The sequence below is a fragment of the Loigolactobacillus bifermentans DSM 20003 genome (genome assembly GCF_001434575.1).
Taxonomy (GTDB): domain Bacteria; phylum Bacillota; class Bacilli; order Lactobacillales; family Lactobacillaceae; genus Loigolactobacillus; species Loigolactobacillus bifermentans.
The window spans coordinates 1-16,514 of the sequence record NZ_AZDA01000046.1; the positions used below are offsets into that span (position 1 = coordinate 1).

At 40.2% G+C, this 16,514-nt stretch carries 12 protein-coding genes; 1 reads left to right on the forward strand and 11 read right to left on the reverse strand.

Annotated features, from left to right (window positions below):
• Positions 1 to 52 precede the first annotated feature (52 nt).
• The 7 genes from dpaL to FC07_RS06540 all read right to left on the reverse strand — a co-directional run bounded on the left by dpaL (position 53) and on the right by FC07_RS06540 (position 9,642).
• Positions 53 to 1,255 carry a diaminopropionate ammonia-lyase gene (dpaL, locus tag FC07_RS06510; RefSeq protein ID WP_057904320.1) on the reverse strand — a complete coding sequence of 401 codons (1,203 nt, stop codon included), beginning with the start codon at positions 1,253 to 1,255 and terminating at the stop codon, positions 53 to 55.
• Between the two features lie 14 nt (positions 1,256 to 1,269).
• Positions 1,270 to 2,655: a dihydropyrimidinase gene (hydA, locus tag FC07_RS06515; protein WP_057904321.1), complete on the reverse strand. Its 1,386-nt coding sequence runs from the start codon at positions 2,653 to 2,655 to the stop codon at positions 1,270 to 1,272.
• 19 nt (positions 2,656 to 2,674) lie between these two features.
• Complete coding sequence (gene ygfK / locus FC07_RS06520) at positions 2,675 to 5,686, reverse strand: putative selenate reductase subunit YgfK (protein WP_057904322.1); 3,012 nt, start codon at positions 5,684 to 5,686, stop codon at positions 2,675 to 2,677.
• A 12-nt stretch (positions 5,687 to 5,698) separates the two neighbouring features.
• The gene (ssnA, locus tag FC07_RS06525; protein ID WP_057904323.1) at positions 5,699 to 7,030 is read right to left on the reverse strand and encodes a putative aminohydrolase SsnA; all 1,332 of its coding nucleotides are present in this window, start codon (positions 7,028 to 7,030) and stop codon (positions 5,699 to 5,701) included.
• A gap of 222 nt (positions 7,031 to 7,252) precedes the next feature.
• Positions 7,253 to 7,894 carry a helix-turn-helix transcriptional regulator gene (locus tag FC07_RS06530; RefSeq protein WP_057904324.1) on the reverse strand — a complete coding sequence of 214 codons (642 nt, stop codon included), beginning with the start codon at positions 7,892 to 7,894 and terminating at the stop codon, positions 7,253 to 7,255.
• Between the two features lie 100 nt (positions 7,895 to 7,994).
• On the reverse strand, positions 7,995 to 8,657 hold the full coding sequence (locus tag FC07_RS06535) for an HAD family hydrolase (protein WP_057904325.1): 663 nt from the start codon (positions 8,655 to 8,657) through the stop codon (positions 7,995 to 7,997).
• Positions 8,658 to 8,676: 19 nt separating this feature from the next.
• Positions 8,677 to 9,642 carry a DUF2785 domain-containing protein gene (locus tag FC07_RS06540; RefSeq protein ID WP_057904326.1) on the reverse strand — a complete coding sequence of 322 codons (966 nt, stop codon included), beginning with the start codon at positions 9,640 to 9,642 and terminating at the stop codon, positions 8,677 to 8,679.
• A gap of 107 nt (positions 9,643 to 9,749) precedes the next feature.
• Here FC07_RS06540 and FC07_RS06545 point away from each other — a divergent pair, with 107 nt between their 5' ends.
• Complete coding sequence (locus tag FC07_RS06545; protein ID WP_057904327.1) at positions 9,750 to 10,256, forward strand: aminoacyl-tRNA deacylase; 507 nt, start codon at positions 9,750 to 9,752, stop codon at positions 10,254 to 10,256.
• 60 nt (positions 10,257 to 10,316) lie between these two features.
• Here the strand turns inward: FC07_RS06545 and xdhC are convergent, their stop codons facing one another.
• From xdhC to FC07_RS06565, 4 genes are all read right to left on the reverse strand, one after another.
• A complete protein-coding gene (gene xdhC, locus FC07_RS06550; RefSeq protein WP_057904328.1) occupies positions 10,317 to 10,832 on the reverse strand; it encodes a xanthine dehydrogenase subunit XdhC in 516 nt (171 codons plus the stop codon).
• Positions 10,816 to 11,706 carry a xanthine dehydrogenase subunit XdhB gene (xdhB, locus tag FC07_RS06555; RefSeq protein WP_057904329.1) on the reverse strand — a complete coding sequence of 297 codons (891 nt, stop codon included), beginning with the start codon at positions 11,704 to 11,706 and terminating at the stop codon, positions 10,816 to 10,818. The genes xdhC and xdhB overlap by 17 nt, the downstream gene beginning before the upstream one ends.
• On the reverse strand, positions 11,699 to 14,014 hold the full coding sequence (gene xdhA, locus FC07_RS06560; protein WP_057904330.1) for a xanthine dehydrogenase subunit XdhA: 2,316 nt from the start codon (positions 14,012 to 14,014) through the stop codon (positions 11,699 to 11,701). The genes xdhB and xdhA overlap by 8 nt, the downstream gene beginning before the upstream one ends.
• A gap of 420 nt (positions 14,015 to 14,434) precedes the next feature.
• Positions 14,435 to 15,838, reverse strand: a complete 1,404-nt coding sequence (locus tag FC07_RS06565; protein ID WP_057904331.1) for a uracil-xanthine permease family protein — start codon at positions 15,836 to 15,838, stop codon at positions 14,435 to 14,437.
• Positions 15,839 to 16,514: the final 676 nt, after the last annotated feature.

Here is a 16,514-nt window from a genome sequence, read left to right on the forward strand (position 1 = left end):
GTTAAATCAGCTTCATATTTTTGTGCTTGTGTTTTAATTGCTTCGTAATCCATTATTTTTCTTCTCCCCACAAAATGTTCTTGTAGCTATCAGGGTCTGTGTTACCTTCTGTTGAGAATAACAAGACTTTAGAGTTTTCATCTAATTGAATTTGATCTTTAAAGTCAGCATATTTAGGATCATGCATCAAAGTCGCAACTAAGCCCATGCCAACGGCGCCAGATTCACCAGAAGTAACTTGTGGATCGCCTTTAATAGGTGCACCTAACATACGCATGCCTTTTGAAGTTACCCAATCAGGACATGAAGCAAAGAATGAAGCATGGTTCCGTAAAATATCAAATGAAATGGTGTTTGGTTCGCCACAAGCCAAACCGGCCATGATAGTCTTCAAATCGCCAGTTGCAAAATGAATATTGCCATCATTTGCTTCTGCAGATTTGTACAAGCAATCAGCAGCTTGTGCTTCAACGACCGTCATAATTGGTGGGTTATCTTTGAACAAGTTAGCAAAGAAACCAATCACTGCACCTGCTAAACTCCCAACACCAGCTTGAATGAAGATATGTGTTGGACGATCAATATTTGCAGCTTTTAATTGAGCAGCAGCTTCTAAAGCCATCGTGCCATAACCTTGCATGATCCAAGTTGGTATTTCTTCGTAACCATCCCAAGCAGTATCTTGAACCATAACGCCATTTTCATTAGCTTCAGCCAAAGCGTTCGCTTTACGAACACATTCGTCATAGTTAACGTCTTCAATGGTAACGTCAGCGCCTTCTTTTTTAATGTTGTTAAAGCGTGCTTCTGTTGTCCCTTTAGGCATTAAAACAACTGCTTTTTGGCCTAATTTTTTGGCAGCCCAGGCAACACCACGACCATGGTTACCGTCAGTGGCTGTATAGAAAGTTGCTTGGCCTAAATCCTTTTTAAGTTCAGGTGAAACCATTACGTCGTAAGTGATTTCAGAAACATCGCGACCTAATTTTTGAGCAATGAAGTTAGCCATTGCAAAAGAACCACCTAATACTTTAAATGCGTTTAAACCAAAACGATATGATTCATCCTTAACGAATAAGTCATTAAGACCTAAGTAATCAGACATTTTTTCAAGATGTGCTAATGGTGTTTCACTATATTGTGGGAAACTTTCATGGAACTTCTTAGCGTTGCCAATTGCCTTTTCGTTCATTAGTGAAAGGTGTTGGTCATCAGTTTTTTCAAATGCATTCTTTTTTAATTTAATATCAGCCATTAAAAAATGCCTCCTTATTTATTAAAGGTATATTCTGAAGCTTGACGTGCTACAAATTTACCTTGCTTTTCTTTAATGATTTGGCCACTTGCGGCCACTTTAGTGCCACGCAAGTAAACTTCGCGTGGTCCGCCTTGCGTTTGAAAGCCTTCAAATGCGGAATAATCACAATTTTGTAGTTGTGTTTGACTTGAGATCACATTTTTTTCTGCTGGATCCCAAATTACAATATCAGCGTCACTGCCGGTTTGAACAATTCCCTTTTGAGGATACATGCCAAATTGATGCGCTGCATGTTCTGCCATTACACCTACGAATTGTTCAGGCGAGATTCGGCCGCTTGTAACACCAGCCGTATAAAGTAATTCTCCTCGCGTTTCAACACCAGGTAGACCACCAGGAATTTTAGTGAAATCATCTTTACCAAGTGGCTTTTGTGTTTCGTAGTTGAAATCACAATGATCTGTCCCCATCGTATCAATTTCACCGGCTTCTAAGCCTTCCCATAGGGCGGCTTCATCAGCAGGCTGACGCAATGGTGGTGAACAAACATACTTAGCACCTTCGAAACCAGGCAGTGCATATAATGAATCATCCAACAAGAAGTATTGTGGGCAAGACTCAACAAACACTTTTTGGCCACGTTGACGTGCAGCACGGACAACTTCCAAAGCCTCTTTCGTACTTAAATGTACAATGTTAACGGGTAGATCTGCTAAAGCAGCAATGGTTAAATAGCGCGATACCGCTTCAGCTTCTAAGATATTAGGACGTGTAATAGGATGATACTTGGGTGCATTTAAACCATTATCTAAATACTGTTTTTGTAATGCGTTAACCAAATCACCGTTTTCACAGTGAATACCTAACATCCCATGAACAGCCTTAATGGCCTTCATTGCTTCATAAATATCGGCATCGCTAGCGCGTAAATTATCATATGCCATGTACATCTTGAATGACGTAATTCCTTTTGCAGCCATTGCTTTAATTTCATCAACAAAACCCGGTTGCCATTCAATCAATGACATGTGATAACTGTAATCACATGAGCTTTTACCTTTGGCCATTGCATCCCATGCATCTAAACAGGATTGTAAGCTATGACCACGATCTGGTGTTGCCATATCTAAAACAGTTGTTGTTCCTTTCGCAACGGCAGCAATACTACCAGTTGTAAAATTATCGGCTGTATCTGTCATACCGTTGTTTAATTCCAAATGTGTATGTGTATCGATAAAACCAGGGAATAAATAGCATCCTTTTGCATCGACTACATTTGCACCGTCAACGGGTAAATTAACACCCATTGCTGAAATCTTCTCACCGTCAATCCGAACATCAAGTTGTCGCTGACCTTTTGTCGAAACAACTGTTCCACCTTGAATTAAAATGGACATGATTTATTCCTCCTACAACTTAGTCGGCTAAACAATAGCTGTAGTCTTCGATAACTGTTTCCATAAAGTCTAATAAACCATTTGGAATATCCATAACAGATTCAGTCAATCGAATCGTTTCAACTTTGTCACCTAACCGAACTAGGCATTCTTTTGTTGCAGCATCAGTGACATAGAAACCTTCATTGGTACTGTTGTTAAAGTCTTCTTTACTGTTAAATAATGTGAATTTATCTTTGTATGGTGCACTTGAGTATGGACAGAATGTTGCACAGTTCCCACATTCATTACACATCCGGTCGATATGCAAGATTTGTGGTTCACCATTAACATTGACCACAATGTTAGCCCGGTTAGGACAAACATCAACACAGGACTCACAAACAGTTGAACATTCAAGACAACGTGCTGATTGTGAAACGTTGCAATCCGGTGTGATCAAGTCACCACGCTTAGCACGTGGTACTGCTAAGTTAATGTTTTGGTTTGCACGTTCATAATTTAAGTTATGGACTTCGCAAATGTTATTGGCCGCTTTTGTTGCATCCGCAATGGCTTCAACAACCGTTGCAGGGCCTAAGTTCCCATCACCAATCACATAAACGTCTTTTAAGTTTGTTTCCAAAGTAACAGGATCAACATTAACGTGACCGCGATCATTAACCGTCATGCCAACTTCTTGATAGAAGGAAGTATCAACATCTTCACCTACGGCAGCAATTACCGTATCGGCTGGTACTTGACGATACTGACCAGTTGGCATTGGACGACGGCGACCAGAAGCGTCCCGTTCACCTAATTTCATAATTTCGCAAGTTAATTGCCCGTTTTCCAAAGTGACTGGCGATAATAATTCTAAGAATTCAACGCCATCTTCCATTGCGAATAACAATTCTTCTTCATCAGCTGGCATATTGCGTTTATTACGACGGTAAACAATTGAAGTTGATTTAACACCTGGTAAGCGAACTGCAACACGGGCACAATCCATAGCTGTATTCCCGCCACCAACAATGACTAAATGTTCACCGTAAGGATTTTCACTACCGTTTAATTGTTTACGATTTGCATGCAAGAATTCCAATGAATTAATTGCATGGCCTTGTTCTAACTTCAAATGACGATGTTTCCATGCGCCAATCGCATAAATGACATTGTCATAACCTTGGGCACGTAATTCAGCCAATGATGGTGCAGCTGCACCCGTCTTAAATTCAGCACCCATAAATTCAGCTAAGCGAACATCGTTTTTAACGCTTTGACTAGGTAATCTAAATTCAGGTACGATTTGTGATAAGACACCGCCAACTTCGTCTGCTTTTTCAAAGACGGTCACTGGCATGCCTTCACGGGCTAATAGGTAACCTGCTGAGATCCCAGCTGGTCCCCCACCAACAACGGCCGTCTTAGGTGCATTTTCTTTGCGTGTTGGTTTTTCTAAAGTTGCTAATAATTCATCGTAAGCATGTTCTGCTGCTTCCAGCTTCACACCGCGAATGTCAATTGCACCTTCATAAAATTGACGTGTACATTTCGTTTGACAAGGATGTGCACAGATCGTACCAGTTGCAAATGGCAATGGGTTTTTATCGACAATTACTTTTAAAGCATCTAAGTACTTGCCTTCAGCAACATAACGCAGATAAGCTGGCACATCTTGATTGATTGGGCAACCACCAGTACCACGGCAAGGTGCTGTATAACAATCTAATAATGGTAATTTTTCAGCAATCTTGGGACTTTCTGGTAATTTAAATGACTTCTGATAAAGTGCTTGTTTGTTGGCCTTTTCAACAAGTTCATCTAATTTTGGCAAGTCAATTTGTGGATGCGTTGGATAGGTCAAGCTTTCCAATACATTCGCAATTTGATGAATTCGCTGATAACTACCTGGCTTCAATAAGGTTGTTGCCACTGTAACTGGCCAAATACCTGCTTCAAAAATATCCTTGATGTTGAAAATATCAGCACCACCAGAATAAGAAATTTGTAATTTACCATGGAAAGCATCCGATAATTTCTTAGCAACTGCAATACTCAATGGGAATAATGAACGCCCTGACATATACATTTCATCGCCTGGTAATTCACCTTGTTTAATCTCAACTGGGAAGGTGTTGGTGATTTTAACACCAAATCGAAGTTGTGCTGCTTTCGCACGATCCAATAAGCGTTGAATCATCGGAACAGCATCCTCAAACTGTAAATCTTCCGTAAAATGATGGGCATCAAAGGCCATATAATCAAAGCCTAATTCGTCCATTGTTTGACGTGCATAATCGTAACCTAATAAAGTTGGATTACATTTAATGAATGTGTTCAAATGCTTTTCTTCGATTAAATAAGAAGCAATTTTTTCAATTTCATCAGCAGGGCAACCGTGCATTGTTGATAGCGTAATGGAATGAGAAACTTGTGGATCAATGGCATTTAAGTAGGCTTCGTCAATTCGTGTAAATTTCGGTAATAATTGACGTGCTGCTTTAAGACATTGGCCCCAAATTGGCGTCTGACTTGCATCTTGCATGCTATCAATATATTTTTGAACTTTTGGTGATTGAATCCCCTTTAAATCATAGCCAACGCTCATGTTGAAGATGAAACCATTTGGATCGCCTAAATCGAATTCACGGCTTAATAGTTTCAAAATGAACCAAGCCTTAACGTATTCTTCATAAGCATCTGGCACACGTAATTCAGTTGACCATTCAACGTTGTACCCTTCATCCCGTGCACTGATACATGGTTTTGATACTGGCAAATCTTCGCCATCAATGATTTGAACTGTCTTAAGTTCAAAGAAACGAGAACCTGCCAAGTATGATGCCACAATGTTTTGTGCTAACTGTGTATGCGGACCAGCAGCTGGACCAACAGGTGTCTCCATTTGTTCACCAAATAATGAAATTGTTTTATTTGGATCAGCCTTAAAAAATTTGCGAATACCGAAAATCGTGGCATTCCGTTTATATTCTTCTAGAATCCAATCTAATAATGATTCGATTGAAATCGGACGCATAATATCACTCATGTTGATTTCCTCCTAACCGTTGATTCGATGCCACAATTTTTGGGCTTCAACCTGTGCATCTGCCCAAATCTTGGCTTCATCAATGCCTTGAACTTCAAAGTTCTTCATTCGGATTTCGCCATTAATAATTGTGTCTCGAACGTTCCGACCATTAACGCCGAATAAAATGTGGCTATTGTAATTTGAATCAGTAATTGGTGTTGGTGCTTGGTAATCAACCACAATCACATCTGCAGCAGCATTTGGTTCAAGTACACCAAGCTTTGTGTTGAAATAGCGGTTTGCCATCTTTGGATTATTGCCAAAAATCATTTCAGGAATTTCAGTCCACCCTGCATTTGGATCAGCCAAATGATGCTTATGGATCAAGTTGGCAAATTTATAGGATTCTGTTAAATCATTGGTATAACCATCTGTGCCAATACCAATCAACAAGTTGTAATCGTTAAACATTCTTAAAGCAGCTGGTGTGCCAACCGCATTCCCCATATTTGATTCTGGATTGGTGACAACCATTGTATCAGTGTCCCGTAACAATTCCATTTCATGTGGGCCAATATGGATACAATGACCGGCCAAAGTCTTTTTACCTAAAATATTATGTTGATATAACCGGTTCACAATTGGTTGTTGATATTTAGCTAAAGAATCAGCAACATCAGAAATACCTTCAGCAATATGAATATGGAAGCCTGTTGTATCTGGTGTCATTTCACGGCAGTAGTCTAGCGTATCATCTGATAATGTAAATGCCGCATGTAAGCCCATCATGGCGTGTTGCATATCATCATCACGGCCTGCAGCTGCTTTAATGAAACGAACATTTTCAGCAACGGCTGCTTTCATTTGATCAGCACCGTTACGGTCTGAAACTTCATAACAAAGCGTTGTCCGAACGCCTAATTCATCAGCCGCTTGGCTTAATGCGCTTAAACTATTGGTGATCTCACCATAACTTGCATGATGATCAAACATGGTTGTCACACCATTTTTAATACTATCTAAGTAAGCAACGCGTGCACTGGCATAGGTCATATCGTTTGTCAGTTCGCGATCCAATCTGAACCATTGACCTTCCAAAATATCTAAAAAGTTTTGAGGATGATAGCCATTAATCGATAACCCACGTGCAAATGTGCTGTAAATGTGATTATGCATGTTCACAAGTCCAGGCATGATCAAGCCTTGCTTTGCATCGATAAATTCAGCCTCTGGATACTTTTGACGTAGTGTCGAAGTAGTCCCAACTTCTTTGATTGTTTTCCCTTCAATCGCTACACAACCATCCTTGATCAAACCTTGCTGTGTACGTGTAATGAGATATCCATTTCCAATTAATAACATAATATCCTCCTTGCTCCGCAAGCGATTACAATAAAGTCAATAACAAACATTTTTTCATTGATCACTGATTCACTTACCTCACCTAAGAGTATATCACCATTCCTTAAAAAAAAGAAGTATGCCTAAAAAATATTTTATATATTTTTCTAGGCACACTTTTAAAGATGCTGTTTTCTAGTCGTTTTCATAAAAAAAAACGACCTTAATTGGCCGTTTAAAAACTCATTTATTTTTAACATCAATATAACTATACAAGGTATATTTTGAAATATTGAAATAATTTGACACTTTATCACCAGATTTTGTAATCAAAAAGGCGCCCTTGCTATTCAAAAATTGAATGCTTTTGACTTTATCCTCTTTGGTCATCAGTGCAACTGGTTTTCCAACTAATTTAACCGACTCTTGAATCAAATCATCCAGCAGCTCATTAACATCCTTTGGAATAACTTCTGGATCTGGCACTTCAGTTGTCGGTGTTTGTGTTAATGACTTCAAAACATTCTCAGCAACGATCAAGTTTGAGACATCAAAGTTAATGGCAAAGATAGCTTCCAATTGACCTTGATCGTCTTTTAAGTAAAGTGTACTTGATTTCAATACACGGCCGTCATGCGTGCGGGTTAAATAATTAATGTGATCCTTTAATTCAGCGGGTTTCTTCTTTAAACTTTCAAGCACAACCTGTGAAGGACCATCATCTAACTGTCGAGAGGAAACTTGGCCATTTTCAATCATGACAATGGAATGATTGATGTCGTCTCGATTAATTTTGTGAATCACAACTTCACAATTATTTCCGAATTGGCCAGCAAGTGCTTTCCCGACTCGACTGAGAAATTCTAAATTTTCATCTGTTAGCATGTGGCGAACCTTCTTTTTTTTTTTGGATTTAAAAAAATATTTAAACATTTCGTTCAATATTATACCAGTCTTTTTAAGATTCGCCAATTCCTATCAGGATTTACTTTGTGCCCGCTTTCAGGTCAGCTGCTAATTGGACCAAGTTCGTTAAGTGTGACACCTTGAAATCAGCCTGGCTTTGATCAATGACAAAATCATCTGTTAGCGGCTTTAAAGCTGCAACTTTAATTTTAGCAGCACGTGCCGCTGCGATACCTACTTTCGAATCTTCAACTGCTAATACGTCACTGGCTGGCAACTGTAATTGGGATAACGTCGCCAAATAAATTGCAGGATCGGGTTTGCTTCTTGGAAATTGCTGGCCAGAAGTAACCTTATCAAAAAACTGACCAATACCAGTATGTTGAAAAACATTTTCAATCGCTGCCATATCACTGGCGGATGCCAATGCCAGTTGCAATCCTAATTGTTTCAGTTTCGCTAGCGTTGGCACCGCATCTGGATTTAGTCTTGCACGATAATCCATTGGGTGCTGCTTTTTATACGTGACATATCCCGCTTGCCATTGCGTGTACTGCTCAGGTGTTGCCTCTGGGAACAATGTTTGCCAAACTTGACGCAGATTTTGACCGTATAATGCTTTTACCTGCTCTGCGGTGACCTTTAACCCAATTTCATGAAAATAGTTTAGTTTTTGCTCAAAATAATAAGGTTCACTATTGATCAAGACACCGTCTAAATCAAAAACAACTGCTTTTAACATGCCAGTTTCCCCCTTTTGATCACAGATCTAGCATTTGTTGTAAATAGTCTTTTAACGCTGCTGGCGTATCTGGTCGTAAATAAAGCGCCTGTAACAACCGACTGCGATTGTACCAACGCACCCAAAAATCATAGTGTTTTTTAGGTCGTAACATGGCCAGGTCATGTTGCCAGTTTTTTAACATCAACAATAAGTAATCTCGATATAACGGGTCTTGGTTCACTAAATTGATCATGGCCCAAGCCAGTCGTTCTGGCTCTCCAAAAATCAAAGATGTATTTAAGCGTTTGTAACGCTCAAGCAATACCACCAACAAAAAGATTTTATCGCCTCGTACTAAAACCTTGCTTTGGGCCAGCTCTGAAAATGCATTCCCAATATGTGTGAAAGCGTGTGCCCAACCATATTGATCCACATACCCCCGTCCATCTGATTCCAAAGCCGTATAAGTCGCTAATGTAATATTGATCTCTTTTAACTCAGATTTTGTCAAGAAATGATCACGCATCCGATCTGTATATAAAATAACAGATAACAATAAAACTGAGAAGGAACGCTGAAAAACGACATTGTTTTGTGGCTCTAAAATATGGTCAAATAATGTTTCAGGCGTTATTAGACGATCTTTGATCTGACGCAATTGGGCGGTTGTGAAAGCCTGTGTCTGAATTAAATCATTAAATAAGAAATAAACACCTTTATCGCGTACCAGTGGATTTAATGACTTTAAATGGGTTAACAAAAAATCAATCTGAGTTACCTCAATTGGTTCATGTCCCACAATCACTTGTTCATGTAACTGTTTAATGGCTTCTAGGGATGCCTGATTATCACTTAACGGCTGCCATTCGGTTTCAGGCAAGGTCGGCAATTTTTCGATGAGTTGTCCGACTTGTTGTGGCAAGCCTTGATATAAATTGCCTGATAACACTTGTTCTCGTAATTGGACTAGCTTTTGTTGTGTTGTAATAACAACTGGACTCATTATAATGTCACCCCTTCTACTTAATAATAGCATAGGCTAAACACGCGATGATTTCAAAAAAAAGTGATCCATGCTAATATTAAATGATATAGACAGAGGCGATGAAAATGAGTAAAAAGAAAAAAATCACAAAAACATTAGTCGAAAAGATTCTTGATCAGGCTAAGATAGCTTATGAAAGCTTTGAATTTCCAACCGAACAAGAAGGCGACGTCCGCCAAATCAAGCTAGACGAAGCTCACATTAACGATCATTTAATTTATAAAACGCTGGCTTTAACTGGCCAAAAAACAGGTCCAGTTATTGGTGTTGTCCCACTTGATGAGCGAATTAACTATAAAAAGCTTGCCAAAGTCAGTGGTAACCGTAAAGTTGGCATGGTGCCTTTAAAGGAATTGATTGCCACAACGGGTTATGAACATGGTGCTAATAGTCCCGTTGCGATTCACCAAACACATGGTTATCCGATTTACTTTGCAACAGAAGCACAAAACGAACCGACTATTTTAGTTTCAGCTGGCAAGCTAGGTCGTTCTGTTAAAGTTGATCCTCGCGAATTAGTCCAATTCTTAGGCGCAACATTTGCAGACATTGCTGAGCCTGATACCGACTAACAAAAAAGTTGACCCCCCTGTCACAATTTGCAGGGGGGTCAACTTTTTTAGCAACATTATTTATTTTTCGATAGTAAATGGAATCGCCGCTCGTGCATGTGGCTCAACATCAAGGCGTTTAGCAGCCAGTTGCACCGCATCAACAATTTTTTGATAGCCCGTACAACGACACATGTTACCTGACAATTCTCGACGAATCTCACCACGTGTTGGAGACGGATTGTGCGCCAGCAATTGCTTACTGGACAAGATCATGCCTGGAATACAGAAGCCACATTGTACCGCACCGGCATCAATAAATGATGCCTGAATTGGATCAAGGGTCCCATCCTCATGGGTGACGCCTTCAATTGTCGTTGCTTGTTTACCGTCGATCCAAACAGCAAGGTAAATGCATGAATCCACTGTTTGCCCATCAATGATAACGGAACAGGCACCACATTCACCGACACCACAGCCTTCCTTAACACCTGTCATGCCAAAATCTTCTCGCAACATTTCTAAGAGGCTTTTGCGGACATCAACCTCACAAGAAACAGTTTCACCATTCAATGTAAAATTAACCAATTGCTTCATCTTCATCACCTCTTAATGCCATTGAAATGTCACGGCCTGGTAAAATCGTTACTAAGTGATCTCGGAAGACCTTCGAATTACGCCAATCTGAAATGGTTTGTGTATCTTTCAAGCAATACTCACCAATGGTGTTCAATACTGCTCGATTAAGCGGTTGATGTCGTGCATAAGCCTCTGCTTGTGGCATTCTTAACGGTACTGGTCCAGCAGCACCAAAACAAATGCGTAGGGCTTCAATACGTTGTTCAGCGCTAACCTTTATCAAGGCCGCGCAACTTAAATTAGCAATGTCCAAAGCTTTACGGCGTGCAAACTTAGTATAGTGTCCAACAAAACCACGATAATCCTCAGGTGCAATTTTAATTTTCGTTACAATTTCTCCTGGTTTCAAGATTGTTCGTCCTGGGCCAACATAAAATTGAGCAATTGGCACTTGCCGCACATTTGATTCAGATTGAATCTCAATTTGAGCGTTATACGTGAATAAGGATGGTGCGCTATCAGCAGCTGGGCCGGCATTACAGATGTTTCCCCCAACGGTTCCCATCCGTCGTGTTTGCGGACCACCGACTAGCGAAACCGCCTGGCTTAACAAGCCTAAATGCGTTTGAATTAACGAATCGTGTTCGATTTGATCAAACGTCATTAACGCCCCGATATTAAACGTACCATCAGCTTCAAGCGTACATCCCTTTAAGGCAGTAATTCTAGAAATACCGATCAGCGTCGTATCAGCATAATGAGGTGCCGCTGCCCGTATTTTGACTAAAACATCTGTCCCGCCTGCAACTAGCCGTGCTGTTGGATCAGCCTGCATTAATTTAAAAACATCGGTCAGACTGTGTGCCTCATGATAACCTGTCATATCATACATCAGCGATTCCTCCTTCAACAGTTGCTTGTGCCTGATGATAGGCCTGATAAACGACTTCAGGGGTTAATGGAATTTTGCCAATTTCAACACCGATGGCATTTTTAACGGCGTTGCGAATAGCAGGTGCTGGCGAACAAGTTGGTGTTTCGCCCAACGCCTTATTCCCATAAGGGCCTAGTGGATCCACTGTTTCAACAAATACCTTATCTAAATCAGGTAGGTCCATCATCGTTGGTAGTTTATAGTCCAGCATATTATTATTCAACGGTCGCCCTTCAGCACTGTAAACAAGGCCTTCATTTAAGCCATAGGCTGCGCTCATTGCCATTGCACCTTCAACTTGACCACTTGCCAGCAATGGGTTGATTATTTTTCCAGAATCATGAACATTCATGAGACTTAATAGGGTCACCTGACCAGTTGCTACATCAACTTCAACTTCGGCTAAACTACAACCTGAAGCGTAGGAATTATTATGAATATTAACCGAAGCGTGGGTTTCAAGTGCCTTGGCCGTTGCCAAATCATAATAAGACGCCATCACCAAGTCTTTCACCGTGACCACTAAGTCACCATCCGTAGCATAAACAACTTGATTGGCGACAATATCTAAAAATTCCGGCCGAATATCATAAGTGGTTGCCGCACGTTCAATCAACTTTTGCTTCATTTTTTCGGCCGCTGCTTTAACAGCATAGCCCCCAACATAAGACTGACGGGATGCGTAAGCACCTGTATCAAATGGATCCGTATCCGTGTCTGTCATTGAATCACGAATAATTGCCTCAAAAGAAACGCCTAACGTATCAGCCGCCATTTGTGACAGTGCCGTATCGGCACCTTGTCCAATTTCAGTCGCACCAATGTGTAATTTGAAAGTACCATCTGGCAATGCGATTAAATGTGCGCCTGCAACCTCTAATCCAAAGGGCCAAACAGCTGTCCCAAAAGCAAACGCAGCCATTCCAACACCATACTTTTTCGTTGAAGTTGTCTTTTGTTGTGCTTGGGCTAATTTTTGGTCCCAATTAAAAGCTTCACGCCCTTTAACCAAGCAATCTTCAATTCGAAAATCGCGTTGTTTGGTTTTCCCAAATTGATTGTAATAACCATCTGGTTGATGATTTAATTGACGAAATTGAATCGGATCCATTCCAATTTGCGTTGCCACGTCATCAATGGCACATTCTAGTGCATAAACAAGTTGCGGCATCCCATAGCCACGCATTGCACCAGCTGTTCCGATGTTGGTATAAACTGTTTTAGCCGTAAAGCGTAAATTGTCTGCCCGGTACAAGGCATTGATAAACGTCCCACCTTTACCACCTACCGCGTGACCGTGTGAGGCATAGCCACCTTGGTTTGATACCACATCACAATCAATTGCTGTCATTCGCCCATCTTTCATCACACCAATTTTAAAATCAAAATCAATGGCATGGCGTGTACGCGTATAGGCAATTGACTCTTCACGCGTCAGCGCCAGTTGAACTGGCTTACCGCCCATCAACCGACTTAATGCAACAGTTAGCGGTTCAATAATGACATCCTGCTTGTTCCCAAAACCACCACCAATAAATGGCTTTTTAACACGCACTTGTGACCATGGCAACCCATTGGCCTGTGCAATAATTCGCCGGCAAATATGTGGTATTTGAGTTGAGCTTAAACAGAACCAGCGTTGATCATCGCTTTGATAAGCCACTGCAATTTGATTTTCAAGATGTAAATGTTGCTGAACTGGCGTGCTCAAGTGCCGTTTCACAATAAAGTCTGCCTCATTAAAGCCTTGTTCAACGTCCCCATAACCGACCTTTGAACGCCCTAAAACATTATCATGTCCTTCATGAATTTGCTTTGCATCAGGCGCCATTGCAGCCTCTGGTGTCAAATAAACAGGATAAACGTCATAGTCCACTTTGATTTTCGCAAGGGCTTTTTGAGCTTGAAATTCAGTTTTAGCGATAATGGCTGCAATATCGTCACCATAGACACGTACATGACGTGTTAACATGTTTCGGTCTTCAATATCGCGCTTTTCCGGAGTTAAGTTCCATGGATGACCTGCAGTTGCATACGGAGTTGCTGGAATATCCTCAGGTAAAACGACTTTAACCACACCGGGCATCTTTTCCGCTTCAGTTATGTCATAGTGCTTGACATAACCATGAGCAATCGTTGCACGCAAAATTTTTGCGTGTAACAAATTTCTAATCGGAAAGTCTCCAGTGTAACTCGCCTGGCCTTTTACCTTTGCGATTGCATCCCACCGCTGCTCTGCTTGGCCAATAATTTTCTTTTTGTCCATCTCTCCATTCCTCCTTAAGAGAATTTTTCAAACAAAAATTTTATTAATGGTTTTGCAATAACGGGATAACGGATCATACTTTTATATCGCGAAAATGAACGATCGCCGCCTTTCGTATTGATTTCGTATTCTAGCACGCTTATCTTCGTAGTCAAAATAACGGCTATTACAGTGCACTGATATTCTTAAAAAGCAGCCTAAAAAATGAACTTGTCTCAGCCAATTTCACTAAAAAACGCTCATATTAACTATTTAAGTTTCTATTTTTAGTTTTCCAACCAAACATTATCAAAGTTTTTATCAGCACGTTTAAAATAAAACCATATAAAAAACCCCTTGCTTCAAATGGACGAGTGTAATTTTTCTCTTGTCCACCCAAGAAGGAGTTTCCTATTTAAAATAATTTAATTGATGTTATACCTAATTCCCTTGTGCAACATTTGGTGCTTTTGCAGTTTCCGGTACTTCTGTTTTTTCAACAATCTTCTCTTTAGCTTCTGGGAAAATCAAGTTCGCAAGAATTCCAATTACAGTTGTTGCTGCAATACTATCATTAAAGATAAATTGCAACCAGCTTGGCAACCCGGCAGTTGCTTGTGCATTACCAGCTAAGCCAATTCCTAATGCAAATGTAATCCCCATTACTAAGATATTGCGTTCATTAAAACCAGATTGCGCTAACATTTTAACACCATTAATCGTAATCTGAGCAAATACGGAAATTAATGCGCCACCTAATACAGCACTCGGAATTGAAGAAAATACAGCGCCTAATTTAGGTAAGAAACCACAAATCACTAAAACAGCGGCACCCAGTGTAATACACCAGCGGTTAACAACCTTAGTCATTGACACGATCCCAGCGTTTTGGCCGAAAGCGGTTTGTGGCATTGAGCCAAAAATTGCAGCAACAAAACAACCGATGGCGTCTGCAAGCACAGAACCTGATGTTTCTTGTTCCGTCGCTGGCCGATCAAATGCAGCAATTGTAATCCCAGAAGTATTCCCAATGGTTTCCATCGCAACAGTGATATAAATTGCAACAAAACTGAAGATGATTTTCGGATCAAACGTCGGTGTAAAATGCATTGGAAGTGGCACAGTAGCCCATGCAGCGCCGCCAACTGAACTCAAATCTACTTTTCCCAAGACTAAGGCAATAATATAGCCAAAAATAAGGCCAATCAATAAAGCTGCTGTTTTAAAAGCACCTTTCCCAAAACGCTGGAGTGCAATCACAAATAAGAAAGTTGCAAATGCAATTGTCAAATTTTGCCAAGAACCATAGTCTTTAGCACCTGCACCACCAGCAAAGTAATCACGACCAACCCCTAACAAATTAATCCCGATTGCAATTAATGTGCATCCAATCACAAGCGGTGTAAATAAGCGCTGTAACCTGCTGTAAAAAATACCAATCAGGCCTTCAACAAAACTCCCGACTAAAGCACCACCTAGTACAGCCGGTATACCACCCGCTGCAGCGGCAATCGATGCTGTGGGGACAAAGGCAAATGCTGTCCCCATAACAATCGGAAGCCGTGAGCCAAATTGTAATTTACCAATTTTAATCGGATATAATTGAAGAAAAGTGGCTAGCCCAGAAACCAACATCCCTGCTTGAATCATCACAACTTTATCAGCTTCACTCGCTTTTGCAATCGTTGCAATGATGAGCATTGGTGCTAAGTTTCCTGCAAACATGGCCAAAACGTGCTGCATTCCAAGTGGAAATGCAATGGAAAATTTAGGACGACCATCTAGTTGGTAAACCATTTCTCTATCTGACAAGCTACCTTTATCGTTAGGTTCAATTTTATTCATGAGAAAACCTCCATTTCAAAATAATGATCGGCAGGTTGTTTTGTTTTGGGCTTCCAGAGGCACAAAACTTGTTTCTATTGAATAAATTGGTACAAACGTCATTCTAAGATGAAACCCCTACAGTTGTCAGATAAAGCATGGTTCAATTCCAAAGTCAAATCAGTTAATTTGACTAAGACGGTGCATGTATAACCTCCCTTTCTTTGCAATCAATCAACTTTTAGGCATGGTATTGATCAATCGCATCAAGACGTCATCATTGTAACCGTTTTCCAAAAACTCGAAAAAATAATAGCTTGTCACCTAATTGATAGACGCCCTTCACACAGTAATGAAGTAAGATTAAGTTTATCAGCATTGGCCTTGTTTACCAAACAATAAGCTGATTGTTTGATTAGTCGTCGACAACTTTCACAAATATACTGATGACTTAATGTCCACTTTTTGGCTTAATATTTCATTCACAATCAAACCATAAGTTGCTTCGTTCACTGTTGCAAATCCAATTCTAAACGCGCTTTCAGTAAATGTCAAACCCGTTTACAACACTTTTCATGAAAAAAGTTAGCGTTTACAAATTGTATTCATTAATAAAATGAATTTTTGATCAAAAATATTATTTTTAAATCGTCATCATATCAAGCTTTTAGAACCAAAATCAGCTTGTTTTTAAATA